Source organism: Amycolatopsis sp. cmx-4-61 (assembly GCF_046548775.1).
Lineage (GTDB): Bacteria > Actinomycetota > Actinomycetes > Mycobacteriales > Pseudonocardiaceae > Amycolatopsis.
Genome location: NZ_JAEBEI010000011.1, coordinates 105,826 through 120,046, shown reverse-complemented (window position 1 = coordinate 120,046; position 14,221 = coordinate 105,826). Strand labels below are relative to the sequence as shown.

At 70.8% G+C, this 14,221-nt stretch carries 12 protein-coding genes and 2 tRNA genes; 8 read left to right on the top strand and 6 right to left on the bottom strand.

The features are described 5' to 3' along the window. Positions 1 to 19: 19 nt before the first annotated feature. Complete coding sequence (locus ACLJOU_RS27995) at positions 20 to 271, top strand: hypothetical protein (protein ID WP_410571312.1); 252 nt, start codon at positions 20 to 22, stop codon at positions 269 to 271. Positions 272 to 284: 13 nt separating this feature from the next. Here the strand turns inward: ACLJOU_RS27995 and ACLJOU_RS27990 are convergent, their stop codons facing one another. The 3 genes from ACLJOU_RS27990 to ACLJOU_RS27980 form a co-directional block, all read right to left on the bottom strand. Further along, complete coding sequence (locus ACLJOU_RS27990) at positions 285 to 1,517, bottom strand: aldehyde dehydrogenase family protein (protein ID WP_410571310.1); 1,233 nt, start codon at positions 1,515 to 1,517, stop codon at positions 285 to 287. Between the two features lie 363 nt (positions 1,518 to 1,880). Beyond that, on the bottom strand, positions 1,881 to 2,666 hold the full coding sequence (locus ACLJOU_RS27985; RefSeq protein ID WP_410571308.1) for a M50 family metallopeptidase: 786 nt from the start codon (positions 2,664 to 2,666) through the stop codon (positions 1,881 to 1,883). Positions 2,667 to 3,197: 531 nt separating this feature from the next. Then, entirely contained in the window at positions 3,198 to 4,103 is a 906-nt protein-coding gene (locus ACLJOU_RS27980) for a DNA-3-methyladenine glycosylase family protein (RefSeq protein ID WP_410571306.1), read from the bottom strand. Positions 4,104 to 4,223: 120 nt separating this feature from the next. On the opposite strand from ACLJOU_RS27980, the gene ACLJOU_RS27975 reads away from it, so the two are divergent. Both ACLJOU_RS27975 and ACLJOU_RS27970 read left to right on the top strand, forming a co-directional pair. Next, the gene (locus ACLJOU_RS27975; protein WP_410571305.1) at positions 4,224 to 5,546 is read left to right on the top strand and encodes a M20 family metallopeptidase; all 1,323 of its coding nucleotides are present in this window, start codon (positions 4,224 to 4,226) and stop codon (positions 5,544 to 5,546) included. Between the two features lie 98 nt (positions 5,547 to 5,644). Continuing rightward, positions 5,645 to 6,664, top strand: coding sequence for a S1C family serine protease (locus ACLJOU_RS27970; RefSeq protein WP_410571303.1), 1,020 nt, complete (start codon positions 5,645 to 5,647; stop codon positions 6,662 to 6,664). Positions 6,665 to 6,778: 114 nt separating this feature from the next. On the opposite strand, the gene ACLJOU_RS27965 is transcribed toward ACLJOU_RS27970, so the two are convergent. Then, the gene (locus ACLJOU_RS27965) at positions 6,779 to 7,156 is read right to left on the bottom strand and encodes a DUF3224 domain-containing protein (protein ID WP_410571301.1); all 378 of its coding nucleotides are present in this window, start codon (positions 7,154 to 7,156) and stop codon (positions 6,779 to 6,781) included. A 66-nt stretch (positions 7,157 to 7,222) separates the two neighbouring features. After that, the gene (locus tag ACLJOU_RS27960; RefSeq protein WP_410571299.1) at positions 7,223 to 8,770 is read right to left on the bottom strand and encodes a helicase HerA-like domain-containing protein; all 1,548 of its coding nucleotides are present in this window, start codon (positions 8,768 to 8,770) and stop codon (positions 7,223 to 7,225) included. Between the two features lie 84 nt (positions 8,771 to 8,854). Between ACLJOU_RS27960 and orn the strand changes: the two genes are divergently transcribed. The 3 genes from orn (at position 8,855) to proP (ending at position 11,245) form a co-directional block, all read left to right on the top strand. Then, positions 8,855 to 9,463 (top strand): oligoribonuclease, encoded by a 609-nt coding sequence (gene orn, locus ACLJOU_RS27955; RefSeq protein ID WP_410571297.1) that lies wholly within the window; start codon positions 8,855 to 8,857, stop codon positions 9,461 to 9,463. A gap of 76 nt (positions 9,464 to 9,539) precedes the next feature. Beyond that, a tRNA-His gene (locus ACLJOU_RS27950) sits at positions 9,540 to 9,615 on the top strand. A 223-nt stretch (positions 9,616 to 9,838) separates the two neighbouring features. Then, positions 9,839 to 11,245, top strand: coding sequence for a glycine betaine/L-proline transporter ProP (proP, locus tag ACLJOU_RS27945; protein ID WP_410571296.1), 1,407 nt, complete (start codon positions 9,839 to 9,841; stop codon positions 11,243 to 11,245). On the opposite strand, the gene ACLJOU_RS27940 is transcribed toward proP, so the two are convergent. Further along, complete coding sequence (locus ACLJOU_RS27940; RefSeq protein WP_410571295.1) at positions 11,242 to 12,429, bottom strand: L,D-transpeptidase; 1,188 nt, start codon at positions 12,427 to 12,429, stop codon at positions 11,242 to 11,244. The genes proP and ACLJOU_RS27940 overlap by 4 nt on opposite strands. 166 nt (positions 12,430 to 12,595) lie before the next feature. On the opposite strand from ACLJOU_RS27940, the gene ACLJOU_RS27935 reads away from it, so the two are divergent. Further along, positions 12,596 to 12,668: transfer RNA gene (locus ACLJOU_RS27935), tRNA-Lys, on the top strand. Between the two features lie 184 nt (positions 12,669 to 12,852). Continuing rightward, entirely contained in the window at positions 12,853 to 14,076 is a 1,224-nt protein-coding gene (locus ACLJOU_RS27930) for an Ig-like domain-containing protein (RefSeq protein ID WP_410571293.1), read from the top strand. The last annotated feature ends 145 nt before the right edge of the window (positions 14,077 to 14,221 follow it).

The following is a 14,221-nucleotide window of genomic DNA, read 5'->3' as shown; positions in this document are numbered from 1 at the left end:
TTCCCCGGAGCTGCCCAAGATGACCACGCGAGGCTGGTACAAGGAGCGGACGCTCACCACGGTCGACACGGTCGGCCGGGAGGTGTCGGTGACGACCGGGCTCACCCGCGACCCCGAAGGCCGCCTGGTGGCGGCGATCGCGATCGGCGACGGGCCGACCGCGATCTACCGCTACTCCGCCGACGCCCGCGAGCGGACCGAGCTGGTGGCGAACGCGGCGGACACCGTCCGGGAGCTGCGCAACCTCGCCGGCGTTCCGCCCACGCGCTGACCCGGGCCGGGGTTCAGGCGGGCAGGACGGCGTACTGGCGGACGTAGAGGTCCGTGTACGTCACCGGGCCGCGGGGACCGGGGACCTTGTCGAGGTTGATGCCGGTTTCCGGGACGGCGAGGAGCTTGAAGCCGTCGAGGAGGCGGGTCGGGGCGTTCCAGAAGACGCCGGTGCCGGTGTAGCCGTCGAAGAACGCGCCGGCGGCCGACTCGTCCTCGGTGGTGATGCCCGCCGCCAGGCCGGACGTCCGCTCGTTCGCGATCTCGACGGCGTCGGTGAGCGAGCCGACCTTGGCCACCGTGACGGTCGCTTCGCGGTCGGAGTCCAGCGCCCACTCGTAGCCGATGGGGTGCTCGTGCGGGGCGAGGGAGGGCGTGACGCCGCGCTCGGCGAGGGCGTCGGAGAGCGCCGGCCAGACGTCGTCGTGGATGTCCTCGTGGATGAGCAGCAGGTTCAGCCGGTTGCAGACACCGAGCCGGTCGAGGCTGGCGTGGACGAGGTCGCGGGCCTTGGTGACGTCCGCCCCGCGGTCGACGTACAGGACGCCGCCCCCGTCGGCGTGGGCCAGGGTGCGCACGCCGTGGACGGCGGCCTCGGTGGCGAGGGCGCGGGTGCTGTCCCCGCTGCCGCGCAGGATCACCAGCGGCACGAGGCCGGGCAGCCGCACCAGCGCGGACGCGGCCTCCCGCTCGACCCGCGGGACGAGCTGGATGCAGTCGGCGTCGATGCCCGCGTCCGCGAGCGCCGGCGCGATGACGGCCTCCCGCAGCCGCTGGGCCGACCCGAGCGCGGCCGAGCCGGTGCGCAGCACGCCGGCGTTGCGCGACTTGACCAGCTGCGAAGCGACGTCGACGGTGACGTTCGGCCGCGCCTCGTAGTTCGCACCGATGACGCCGACCGGCCGCCGCCGTTCGACGAGCCGCAGGCCGCCGTCCAGCGTGGACACGTCGACGGACCGCTCCTGGTGCGGCGCGCCGGCGAGCAGCCGCAGCTGTTCGGCCATGCCGGTGAGCCGCTCCGGGGTGATGGTGAGCCGGTCGAGCAGGCCGGCGCTCATCCCGTCGGCCTCGGCGCGCTCGACGTCGGCCCGGTTCGCCTCGAGGATCGCGTCGCGCTGCGCGAGCAGCCGCTCGGCCATCCCGGCGAGGGCGGCATCGACGGCCTCGGCACTCGCACCGGCCAGCGACGGCGCGGCCCGCTTGGCAGCCCGTGCGCACTCCTCGACGGCCTTGGCGACCTCGTCCATCGTTCGTCTCCCTCCGAGCGGACCACCAGTTTGCCGCATGGGCCCCGCTGCCCGGCCGGGGGCTCCGCGGCTGGTGAGTAGGGCTGTTGCTGCTCGCTGCGCTGGTGTCGGTTGCGGTGGCTGGGAGCGTGAACCGCGGGTGACGAGGACGCCATGGGGAGCTTCCACGGTCACCGCGCCTGACAAGGGCGGCTCAGCTGCCCACGGCGCGGACACCGAGCACCGCAGGCGCGCCGCCGCCGCGCAGAGCAGTCAATCAGGCGGCCCCCACCGGGCGGCCGACCGCCATGGCACAGAGCAGCCCTTGGCCGCCCCGAGCGATGGCCGATTCGGGGGCGTGGACCGGTGTCGGCGTGTGGCGGGTTACTTGGCCACGGGTTCCAGGAGCCAGAGGGCGCCCGCGATCAGGCAGCTGATCGTCGCCACCGCGAACACCAGGACCCACAGCACGGGCGGGACCGCGGTGAGGCGGCCCAGCTGGTCGGCGTCGGAGTCGCGGGCCTGCCCCCGCCTCCGTTTGACCTGCAGCTCGGCCACCGGGCGGACGCCGCCGAACAGCAGGAACCACGTCAGCAGGTAGCTGAACGGCGCCTGCAGTTCGACCGGGGCGACGAACGCGATCAGCGCGAGCACCGCCGCGCTCGCGACGACCGTGAACACCCCGTAGGCGTTGCGCACCATCACCAGCACGCCGAGCAGCAGCAGCGCGGTCAGCACCAGCACCGTGCCGACCAGGTCGGCGCCCAGCAGACTCGCGAACAGCAGCCCCAGCACCGACGGGGCCAGGTAGCCGGCCATCGCCGTGAACGCCATGCCCGGGCCCTCGGGTTTGCCGCGCGAGACGGTGACGCCCGAGGTGTCCGAGTGCAGCTTGATGCCCTGCAGGCGCCGTCCGACCAGCACTGCCGCCAGGGCGTGCCCGGCCTCGTGCACGAGCGTGACGACGTTGCGTGCCCGCCGCCACGGGGTCCCGCCGACGAGCACCACCAGCAGGGCCACGCCGCCGGCGACCAGGGTGATCACCGCGGGGGCCTGGGCCTGCTCGAGAATCGATCCGGCCGGTGAAGTGTCGGTGGCGGCAGCCGCGCGGAACGCTGACAGGGTGCCACCGGCCGGGCCGCCGAGCGCGAGAGGAACGGGCGAGCTCACCCGGACACCTCACCACAGGCGATATCTGGCTACTGTGAGTCCCCACCGCTCGCCGCTTCGCGGGTTCCGGTATCGGGATCGTGGTGGTCTCCTTTCTGTCGGGGGGACGGATGGTGATCGGTCGGCGCGCCGCGGATTCACGGGGTACGGCCGAGGGCGCACCAGCGCGAGCCGGATCGCGGCTCCCAAGCAGGTCGGGCAACGACCATCGGCCCACGACGGGCAGGGACGGCGCAACCCAGCATCGACGCACCGAACCGGGTCCGCTCGGCGGGCAACTGGCGCGCCCACCGCCGACCCAGCCGCAAGCAAGCCCGCTCGGCAAGCAACGCGCGCACACCCATCACCGGCCCAGCCGCAGGCGAGCCCGCTCGGCGAGCAACTCCACCGCCAACCCAGCCGCGGGCAGGTCGAGTCGGGTCGGGGCTCCTGTTGGCGGCCTCACCGCGGCCCTAACGGGACCGACTCACGACGGGCGCGGCCGAGCGCCGGACCGGGACCTGCTCGCGACGGACCGCGGCGGGGGTTACGTCATCGCGACTCCCTCATGCGGGCCTCGCCCTCCACTCGGAACAAAAACGCCACCCAGCTCCGGAACGGCGCCCAGGCCTCGGCGATCTCCGCCAGCTCCGGTACTTCCGCGCCCGGGAGGTGGTACGCCTCGCGCATGATCTCGTGGAGACGGGTCTCGCTGCGGGGGAAGATGTCCGGGTGGCCGGCGCCGCGGATCAGGATCAGCTCCGCGCTGAACCGGCCGATGCCCGGCAACAGCTGCAGCTCCTTCAGCGCCTCCTCTGCCGGCATTGCCCGCAACGCCGCCGCGTCCAATGTGCCCTGGGCCGCTGCCTCGGCGATTGCCCTCAGGCGCGTCAGCTTCGGGCCGGGGAGGCCCGGCAGGTACTCCAGCTTCGCCAGTGCGGCCGGAGCCGGGAACGACCTCAGCACGGTGCCGCCCACGTCGACCTCCGTGCCGTGGCGCTCGGTCAAGCGGCGGCGCAGCCGGACGGCCTGCGTCATCCAGATCCGGTGGCTCAGCACGGCCCAGCACGCCGCCTCGTACGGCGAGGCGAACAGCACCGGACGCAGCCCCGGGTGCAGGTCCTGCAGCAGTGACACCACCGGATCCCGCGCGCCGGCCTCGGGGAACGCCGTGCCGTCGACGTCCAGGGAGCACATCCGCCGCACCTGGGTCACGACCGCTTCGGTGTGCTCCGGCGGGCCGTGGACCTCGACCGTGAGCTCGCCGGGCGATCTCTGGCGCAGGACCGCTCCCACCGGCGTTCCTTCGCCGTCGAGCGGGAACGCCAGCCGCAGCGCGCCGGGTTCTGCCTCCGGGCGGCCGGCCGGGGCGAAGCCGGTCAGGAAGCGGGCCGCCGCGGTCAGGTCGAACTCGCCGCGGACCGTGATCTCGCCGCACGGGCGGGTCATCGTCGTCATCTCTTCTCCTCGGATCGGGACCTTGCCTGCGACGTTAGGGTGGGGCACCGACAATTCCGGGCGTCGAACGCCTGAGCGCGGATTTGTTCACTCGAACGAGTGGACGGTTAGCATCGCCCCATGACGCACCACGAGCCCGTCCCGCCCGACGACAGCTACCTGCGTTCCCTGGTCGAGGCCACCGCCGACGCCGTCGCGGCCGCCGAACCGCTGTCCTCGCCGTACGCCGGCGCGGACGAGGCGACGCGGGCCGAAGTGACCGCCGCGGTCGAGCGCGGGTCGGCCGATCTGGTGGCGTTGAGCCAAGATCTGCACGCGCACCCGGAGGAGGGGTTCGCCGAACACCGCTCGGTGCGGGCCCTGGCGGACCTCCTGCACCGCCACGGGCACGAAGCGACCGTCGGTGTCGGCGGGCTCGACACCGCGCTGCGCGTCAGCACACCCGGACAGGACGGCCCGCACATCGCCGTCCTCGCCGAGTACGACGCGCTGCCCGGCCTCGGTCACGCCTGCGGCCACAACGTCATCTGCACCACCGCCGCGGGCGGCTTCCTCGGCGCCGCCACCGTCGCCGAGCGCCTGGGCGGCCGCGTCAGCCTGATCGGCACCCCGGCCGAGGAAGGCGGGGGCGGCAAGGAGATCCTCGCGCGCGCCGGGGTGTTCGACGACGTCGACGCGGTGATCATGCTGCACCCCTTCAGCCACGACATCGCGCTGCACCCGTTCCTCGGCCGGCGCCAGCTCGAAATGGTCTTCCACGGCGTCGGCGCGCACGCGAGCGCCCAGCCGTTCATGGGCCGCAACGCGCTCGACGCCGCCGTGGCCGCGTACCAAGGGGTCTCGGCGCTGCGCCAGCAGCTGCCGCAGAGCGACCGCGTCCACGGTGTGTTCACCGACGGCGGTGCCCGGCCGAACGTCATCCCGGCCCGGGCCGCGCTGCTGTTCTACCTCCGGTCGCAGAGCCCGGACACCCTGCGGGACCTCGCCGCCCGGATGACGTCGATCGCCGAAGGCGCCGCGGCGATGACCGGCTGCGGCGTCGAACTGGTCTGGGACGCCCAGCCGGCCTACCTGCCGATCCGGTTCAACACCGCGCTCGCCGGCCGCTGGACGGCCAACCAGCTGGGCACCGGCCGCAAGCCGCTTCCGCCGGGCATCGTGCCGGAGTCGCTCACCGGCTCCACCGATCTCGGCAACCTGTCGTACCGGATGCCCGCGCTGCACCCGATGCTCGCCGTGTCGGGCCCCACGGTTGCGTTGCACACCAAGGAGTTCGCCGCCGCGGCCGGATCGGAAACCGGCGACGCGGCTGTCCGGGACGGTGCGCTGGGGCTGGCCCTGACCGCCGCCGACTACCTGGGCGACGCGGAGCTGAGGAAGGCCGTGCACGATGAGTTCGCAGCGGCGGGCGGTGCCCTGGACGTCCCCTCGTTCTTCGCATGACGCCTGAGGATTCGCTGAGTTTTCTCAGCTGATTCTTCTCAGCAAAGCCTGAGGTATTTGCACAGGCTGTTCACAAGCGCGGGCGCGAACCTTGTGTCATGACCGAGAACGAGAGTCGGCCCGGCCCCGCCTCAACCGGTGGGCACCAGCCGCACCAGAGCACCCAGCAGTACGGGCCGTACGCGCAGTACGCCTACCAGCAGCAGGCCGCGCCGAATCCGCTCTTCACCCCGCCGCCGGGCCCCCCGGCCCCCACGGCGCTGAAGGCCAAGCCGCGCAAGGGTGGCCGCGTCGCGATGTTCGTCAGCGCGACCGCGCTCGGCGCCGCGCTGGTCGGTGGCGTCGGCGGCGCCGCGATCGTCGGCCTCACGACGACTTCGGCGAACGGCGCGACGACGTCGGTCAGCACGCCGGCGGCGAACGGGCAGCCGGTCCTCAACTCGACTGCCGGTGACGTCAGCGCCGTCGCGGCGAAGGTGACGCCGAGCGTCGTCCAGATCAACGTGACGACCGACCAGGGCGAGGCCATCGGCTCCGGTGTCATCCTCACTTCCGACGGCCGGATCCTGACCAACGCGCACGTCGTCGACGGCGCCCGGAACGTCGTGATCACCACGTCGGACGGCAAAAAGTACCAGGCGAGCGTGGTCGGCGCCGACACGAAGGCGGACATCGCGGTGGTCCAGGCGCAGAACGCCGCCGGGCTGACCGCGGCGAGCCTGGGCGACTCGAGCAAGCTCGCCGTCGGCCAGGAGGTGGTCGCGATCGGCTCGCCGGGCGGCCTGCAGAACACCGTCACCACCGGCATCGTCAGCGCGCTGAACCGGAACCTGTCCGACATCGGGCAGGGCGAGCAGCAGCAGCGCTCGCCGTTCAGCCGCACGTCGAACCAGCGCAGCGACTCGCCCAGCTACACCGCGATCCAGACCGACGCCGCGATCAACCAGGGCAACTCCGGCGGCGCGCTGGTCGACACGCAGGGCAACGTGATCGGCATCAACTCGGCGCTGTACAGCCCGGCGGCGTCGGCCAACGGCTCCGCGGGCAGCGTCGGGATCGGCTTTGCCATCCCGATCAACGACGCCAAGAAGATCGTCGACCAGATCGTGCACGACTAGGACGCGGACGGGCCGTGGTCGGGGCGGTCCGTCCCCCCGCTTCGGGGAGCGGGAGATCACGCAACGGCCGTTTCGAGAGTCTATCGGGGGCTCTCGAAACGGCCGTTGTGCTGGTCAGAGCGTGTAGGTGAGCGTCAAGCGGTGGTCGTCGCCGTCGACCTCGATGAGCGCCGTCCCGGCGATCCCGGTCAGCTCGCCCGTCCCGGACCCGGTGAGGATCTTCACCGCCATCCCGGCCTCCTCGTCGGCGGTGTGGTGCAGCACGAAGCTGCCCTTGCGGCCGTCGACCGAGACTTCGAGCCGCTCGAAGCCCACGTACGCGCGTGAAGTCGAGTTGGACGCCGTCAGCAGCTCGACGTCGCTGGTCCCCTCGACCGCCCCGGTGAACGTCTTGGCGATCGCCACCCGGGCGAATTCGTTGCCGGCGAACTCGTCGGTCGCCTGGGGCTCCCACTTGTCGACGGTGAACGACGCGGTGGCGGTGCTGGTCATGGTGTTCCCTTCTCCGGTGTGGGCACCAGCGTCCCAGCCATACCTGACAGCTTGCGTCAGGTTTTGTCAGCGCCGTCGATTGCCGAACAACCCGCGCGTGATCTCCCGGCCCAGCGCGCCCGCCGCGGACCGCATGAACGACTTGACCGCCGGGTTCTTCATGGCGGACTCGAGGAACCCCGGCTCGTCCTTCGCGGGCGGCGCCGGCGCCTCGGGTGCGGCCTCCGGCGCGGGCCCGGGCGCGGCGGCGACCTTCGCGGCCAGCTTCTCGTAAGCCGATTCCCGGTCGATCGTCTCGGCGTACTTCGCGTGCAGGTCGGACGCCGAGACGGCCGCGGCGACGGCCTCCTCGCCGAGCGAGCCCATCTTCGACCGCGGCGCGCGCAGCCGCGTCCACGCCACCGGCGTCGGCGCACCCCGCTCCGACAGCACCGTGACGACGGCCTCGCCGATGCCCAGCGACGTCAACGCCGTGTCGAGCTCGTAGAACTTCGTCTTGGGGTAGGTCTTCACCGTCTTGGCCAGCGCCGCCTGGTCGTCCGGGGTGAACGCCCGCAACGCGTGCTGGATCCGGGCACCGAGCTGCGAGAGCACGGCGTTCGGGATGTCCGTGGGCAGCTGCGTGCAGAAGAACACGCCGACACCCTTGGACCGGATCAGCTTGACGGTCTGCTCGATGCGCTCGAGGAACGCCTTCGACGCGTCGGCGAAGAGCAGGTGGGCCTCGTCGAAGAAGAACACGAGCTTCGGCTGGTCGAGATCGCCCTCCTCGGGCAGCTCCTCGAACAGCTCGGCCAGCAGCCACATCAGGAACGTCGAGAACAACGCCGGCTTCGCCTGGAGGTTGCCGAGCTCCAGCAGCGTGACGATGCCCTGGCCGTCGCGAGCGCGCATGAGGTCGTGGACGTCCAGCTCGGGCTCGCCGAAGAAGTCCTCGCCGCCCTGAGCCTCCAGGTTGGACAATGCACGCAGGATCACCCCGGCCGTCGCGGCCGACACCCCGCCGATGCCCTTGAGGTCCGCCTTGCCCTCGTCGCTGGTCAGGTGCGTGATGACCGACCGCAGGTCCTTCGTGTCCAGCAGCGCCAGGCCGCGCTGGTCGGCCCAGTGGAAGATCAGCCCGAGCGTCGACTCCTGCGTCTCGTTCAACCCGAGCACCTTGGCCAGCAGCACCGGGCCGAAACTCGTCATCGTCGCCCGGATCGGTGTCCCCGTCCCGCCGGTGCCGAGCGACAGGAACTGCACCGGGAACGCCGTGCCGGCCCAGTCGTCGCCGAGTTCCTGCGCCCGCTTGGCGACCTTGTCGTTCGCCTCGCCCGCCGCGGCCAGCCCGGACAGGTCGCCCTTGACGTCGGCGAGCACCACCGGCACCCCGGCCGCCGACAGCTGCTCCGAGATCAGCTGCAGCGTCTTCGTCTTGCCGGTGCCGGTCGCTCCGGCGACCAGGCCGTGCCGGTTCAGCGTCGCCAACGGCAGACGCACGGCCGCCGCCGCGTCCACCTGCCCGTCGATCACCACCGCACCCAGCTCCAGCGCGGCACCCTCACTCGCATACCCGGCGGCGATCTCCCTCGCCGGCGACTGTTGCTCGGTCACTTGCCACTCCCCGATCATGTGTCCTGGACCACACCGGGAGCGTAACGCGCCGTACGCGCAGGTAACGCCCCTCTTATCCCCGTGTCGGGTTAGGGTCACCAGGTGACCGACCGCCTAGTCTGGATCGACTGCGAAATGACGGGGCTCGACCTCGGCAAGGAAGCGTTGATCGAAATCGCCGCCCTCGTCACCGACGCGGAACTGAACGTGCTCGGCGAAGGAGTCGACATCGTCATCCACGCCGACGAGGAAAAACTCGCCGGGATGCCCGAAGTCGTCCGCGAGATGCACGCCCACTCCGGCCTCACCGAAGAGGTCCGCCGCTCCACCGTGACCCTCGAAGAAGCCGAACGCCGCGTTCTCGACTACATCCGCGAGCACGTCCCCGAGTCGGGCACCGCCCCCCTCGCCGGCAATTCGATCGCCACCGACCGCGGCTTCATCGCCCGCGACATGCCGGCCCTCGACGCCCACCTGCACTACCGCATGGTCGACGTCTCCTCCGTCAAGGAACTCGTCCGCCGCTGGTACCCGCGGATCTACTACGCCAAGCCGGAAAAGGGCCTCGCCCACCGCGCCCTCGCCGACATCCGCGAGTCCATCGGCGAGCTCGACTACTACCGGCGCGTGGCCTTCGTCCCGCAGCCCGGCCCGACCAGCGAAGAAGCCAAGGCCGTCGCCGCTGAAGTGCAGGAACACCACCAACGGTGACCCGCTGAAAAGCAGTCGAAGGCACCCGCTACGATTACTGCCAGCGAGGTGATCGGAAGCGGTTCCCTCGGCGATGGTGGGCGTAGCTCAGCTGGTAGAGCACCTGGTTGTGGTCCAGGAGGTCGCGGGTTCGAAACCCGTCGCTCACCCCATCACCCCAGGCTGTTCGCTTGCTTTGCAAGCTCGCTCAGCCTGGGGTTTCGCCTTTTTGTGGGGGTCGAACCCCCACACCCCCGCCGGGGGCTCGCCCCCGGACCCCCATCCCTGGGGCGAGTTGTGTGGCCGGGTGCGGTTCGGGTTGGGCCGTACGTGGCAACGCTCACGACCGGATGGCTCAGCGTGCGAGCCGCCGGATGCCGGGGCACGGTGTTTCTCGTGGCACGTTCAGCACCGAAGATCCGGAGTCGCAAAAAGAAGCTGCGGTACGAGGACATCACCGTCGTCGACCGGTCGTTGCTCAAGCGGGCGGTGGGGGCCGCCGCGCTCGGCAATGCCATGGAGTGGTTCGACTTCGGCGTGTACGCCTACATCGCCGACACCATCGCCGAAGTGTTCTTCCCCGCCAGCGTGTCTCCCGGGGTTCGGCTGATCGGGACCTTCGGGGCCTTCACCGCCGCCTTCCTCATGCGGCCGCTGGGCGGCCTCGTCTTCGGGCCGCTCGGGGACCGGATCGGACGGCAGAAGGTCCTCGCCGTCACCATGATCATGATGGCCATCGGGACCCTGTGCATCGGGCTGATCCCGTCGTACAGCTCCATCGGCGTCTGGTCGCCGATCCTCCTGGTGCTGGCGCGGATGCTTCAGGGGTTCTCCACCGGCGGGGAGTACGGGGGCGCAACCACCTTCATCGCCGAGTACTCCCCCGACAAGCGGCGCGGGTTCATGGGGTCGTGGCTCGAGTTCGGGACGCTGTCCGGGTACGTGCTCGGCGCGTCCGTCGTCACCGGGATGAAGGCGTGGGTGCCGCACGAGACCCTGCTCGACTGGGGCTGGCGCGTTCCGTTCCTCGTGGCCGGGCCGCTCGGGATCATCGGGCTGTACATGCGGCTGAAGCTCGAGGAGACGCCGGCGTTCCGGAAGCACGCCGAGGAGGCCGAGAAGCGCGGGCGGTCCGGGGAGCCGTTCCGGAAGATGTTCACCGAGTACTGGCCCGCGCTGCTCATCTGCGTCGGCCTGGTGCTCGTCTTCAACGTCACCGACTACATGCTGCTGTCCTACATGCCGACGTACCTGTCCGAGCAGCTGCACCTCGACGCCACCCACGGGCTGCTGCTGATCATCGTCGTCATGGTCGTGATGATGCTGATCATCACGGTCGGCGGGCGGATCACCGACCACGTCGGCCGCAAGCCCGTCATGATGGCCGGCTGCCTCGGGTTCCTCGTGCTGTCCTGGCCGCTGATGCTGCTCGTGCACGACGGCGGGCTCGTCCTCACCTTCCTCGGGCTGATGGGCCTCGGCCTGCTGCTGCTCTGCTTCGAGGTGTCGATGCCCGCGGCGCTGCCCGCGCTGTTCCCGACGGCGATCCGCTACGGCGCGCTGTCCATCGCGTTCAACATCTCGGTGTCGCTCTTCGGCGGCACGACGCCGCTCGTCATGCAGTCGCTGATCTCCGCCACCGGCCACGACTTCTGGCCGGCCTGGTACCTGATGGCGGCGGGGGCGATCGGCGCCGTCGCGGTGTACTTCAGCCGCGAGACGGCGAACGAGCCGCTCTGGGGCTCGGGACCCGCGGTGTCGACCGAGGCCGAGGCGCGGGAACTGGTCCGCGGGTCGGGCTAGTTCGCCGCCGTCCGCCACTCGTCCCAGGACAGCTGCCAGACGCTCCAGCCGTCCGTCGGCTCGAGCTTCGGGCCGCCGCTGTTCCGCACCGTGACGACGTCGCCCTTCTTGGACGTGTCCATCAGCCACTTCGTGTTCTCGGTGGACAGGTTCAGGCAGCCGTGGCTGACGTTGCTGTGGCCCTGCTGCCGCACCGACCACGGCGCGGAGTGGTAGAAGATGCCGCTGTAGGACAGGCGGACCGCGTACTGGACGAAGGTGCTGTAACCACCGGGCGCGTCTTCGGGCACGCCGTAGGTGGCGGAGTTCATCGTGTAGCCGGTGTGCTCGCTCATCACGGTGTAGGTGCCCTGCGGCGTGTTGTGGCCGGGCTTGCCCATGGAGGTCGGCATGGTCTTGACCTCCTTGTCGTTGATCGTGACCGTCATCTGGTGGGTCTGGCCGTCGGCCACGGCGACGAGCTTGTCGCCGACGGTCGCACTGGCCGCCTCGTCCTCGCGGCCGTAGCTGCCGCTCCCGAGCGGCTTGCCGTAGACGGCGGCGTCGACCTTGATCTTCGTGCCGCTCTTCCAGTAGTCCTTCGGCCGCCAGGTGACCTGCTTGTCGCCGGACCAGCGGAAGGCGCCCTCGGTGGCCGGCTCCGCGGTGATCTTCAGCGCCTTCTCGGCCGCGGCCTTGTCGGTGACGTTGCCGGTGAAGGTGAAGATCAGCGGCATCCCGACCCCGACTGTCTCCCCCTCGACGAGGTTCACCGAGACACCGAGCTGCCGGGCGGGCTTGACGGTGCTGAACGTCGACTCCGCGGTCACCGGCTTGCCGTCGGAGCCGGTGGCGGTCGCGGTCAGCCGGTAGGTCTTGTGGTAGCCCAGCGGCTCGGTGGCGTCCCAGCCGGAGCCGTCGGCCCGCGGCTTCCCGGCGACGACCTTGCCGTCGGGCCCGGTCAGCTTGACCGCCCCGACCTGCCCATCCCGGACGGTGACACCCACCGGCTCCCCGGGCGCGACGTCCTTGGCGTCCCGGCCGGGCGTGAGGGTGAGCACGGCGGGCTTCGGCGCGGGCTTGGTCTCACTGGCCGACGGCCCCGGCTGCGGCGGAAGTTCACCCGAAGGCGTACTGCTGCAGCCCCCCACGACGAGCCCGACCACCCCGGCAGCCAGCAGCAGCCGCACCTTCACACCCCGCATGCCCACCCGCCCGGTTCGCCGTCGATGTCCGGGTCCAGTGTGCCCGACCAGGGCCGACGCCGGGGCGGTAATGCCCGATCCCGGTTCGGGGGACCCCCCTGAAACGGGCCCGCGAACGGGTGCTAATCTTTTCCACGTCGCCGAGGGAAGCCTCCGGCAGACACCGGCGCCATTAGCTCAATTGGCAGAGCAGCTGGCTCTTAACCAGCGGGTTCGGGGTTCGAGTCCCTGATGGCGCACCTCCACTCCCCAGGTTGGTCTTCGGATCGGCCTGGGGAGTTTTGGTTTCCGATCCCCCCAGTCCACTGTGGTCGTCCCGGAATGCCGTGGTGGCAACACCTTCCGCGGAGCCTGCGGGTTCGTGCGGGAGATCGGATCGTTATGCAACTTCGGGGCACGTGGGACGTCTGAGGGGGCGTGAGAGTGATCCGTACAGCCGGACTCGGGTTGGTCGTCCTGGTGCTCGCCGCGTGCAGCGGGCCGTCCGAGACCGCGGGGACCGCGCAAGCCGCCGGGGTGGCCGGGGCCACCGGGACGGCCACCGTGCCCGGGGTGCCCGGGGTGCCCGCCGCGACCGTGGCCTTCGTCCCCGGCGCCCAGGAGCAGCTGAGCCCGAAGGACCCGATCGTCGTCAAGGCGGCCGGCGGCACCTTGCAGGCCGTCGCGGTCACCAACCCGCAGACCGGCAACGGCGTCAAGGGCGAGCTTTCGGCGGACAAGACCACCTGGACCAGCAGCGACCACCTCCGGTACGGCGCCACCTACCAGGTCGTGGCCACCGCGGTGAACCAGGCAGGCGCGGCCACCGAGCAGCGCGGCGAGGTCCACACGATCAAGCCGGCCGGGGTGGCCACCCCCGCGCTCTTCCAGCCGGCTTCGGGGGACTTCGGGGTCGGGCTGGTCATCGGGCTGAAGTTCGACCACGACATCGCCGACAAGGCCACCGTGGAGAAGTCGCTGAAGGTGACCTCCTCGCCCGCCCAGGACGGCGGCTGGTATTGGGTCGGCAAGCGCGAAGTGCACTACCGGCCCAAGGACTACTGGAAGGCCGGCTCGACCGTGAAGCTCGAGACCACGACCTTCGGCACGCCGATCGGGGGTGGCGTGTACGGCGGGCAGGACGTCTCCGCCACCTACAAGGTGCACGACTCCTGGATCGCCAAGGCGGACGGCAAGACGCACCAGATCAGGGCGTTCCACAACGGACAGCTGGTGAAGACCGCGCCGATCAGCATGGGCAAGACCGCCGACACCCCGCCGCGCGGCCCGACGCCGACCTTCAACGGCACGCACACCGTGCTGGGGAAGGAAGAGCACAAGATCATGGACTCCTGCACCTACGGCGTCTGCGAGGGCGAACCCGGCTACTACAGCGCGCCGGAGAACTGGAACGTCCGCATCTCCGCCGACGGCGAATACCTGCACGAGAACCTGAAGACGGTCGGGGTGCAGGGCAGCGACAACGTCTCCAACGGCTGCCTCAACATGAACACCGAGAACGCCAAGTGGTTCTTCGACAACTTCAACGTCGGCGACGTCGTCGAGGTCACCAACTCCGGTGGCCCGCAGCTGGCCATCAACAACGGCCACGGCGACTGGGCCATCAGCTGGACCGCCTGGCAGGCCGGCAGCGCCCTGCGCGGCTGAGCGCCCCTCGTCGGAAGGACGCCTTCGGTACCGAAGGCGTCCTTTTCTTCGACCGCTCTTGAGAGCGCTCCCAGCAACGCACCGCACCGGCGTCCCGCGGGTTACGCCGGTTGGCCGCGCCAAGTACCACCGAACCGCCCACTCG

Excerpts from the sequence above, each read along its gene's own strand:
- ACLJOU_RS27995 (WP_410571312.1), top strand. The coding sequence starts at position 20 with ATGACCACGCGAGGCTGGTACAAGGAGCGGACGCTCACCACGGTCGAC.
- ACLJOU_RS27980 (WP_410571306.1), bottom strand. The coding sequence starts at position 4,103 with ATGACGACGATGACCCGCCCGTGCGGCGAGATCACGGTCCGCGGCGAG.
- ACLJOU_RS27990 (WP_410571310.1), bottom strand. The coding sequence starts at position 1,517 with ATGGACGAGGTCGCCAAGGCCGTCGAGGAGTGCGCACGGGCTGCCAAG.
- ACLJOU_RS27965 (WP_410571301.1), bottom strand. The coding sequence starts at position 7,156 with ATGACCAGCACCGCCACCGCGTCGTTCACCGTCGACAAGTGGGAGCCC.
- ACLJOU_RS27970 (WP_410571303.1), top strand. The coding sequence starts at position 5,645 with ATGACCGAGAACGAGAGTCGGCCCGGCCCCGCCTCAACCGGTGGGCAC.
- ACLJOU_RS27960 (WP_410571299.1), bottom strand. The coding sequence starts at position 8,770 with ATGATCGGGGAGTGGCAAGTGACCGAGCAACAGTCGCCGGCGAGGGAG.
- ACLJOU_RS27975 (WP_410571305.1), top strand. The coding sequence starts at position 4,224 with ATGACGCACCACGAGCCCGTCCCGCCCGACGACAGCTACCTGCGTTCC.
- ACLJOU_RS27940 (WP_410571295.1), bottom strand. The coding sequence starts at position 12,429 with ATGCGGGGTGTGAAGGTGCGGCTGCTGCTGGCTGCCGGGGTGGTCGGG.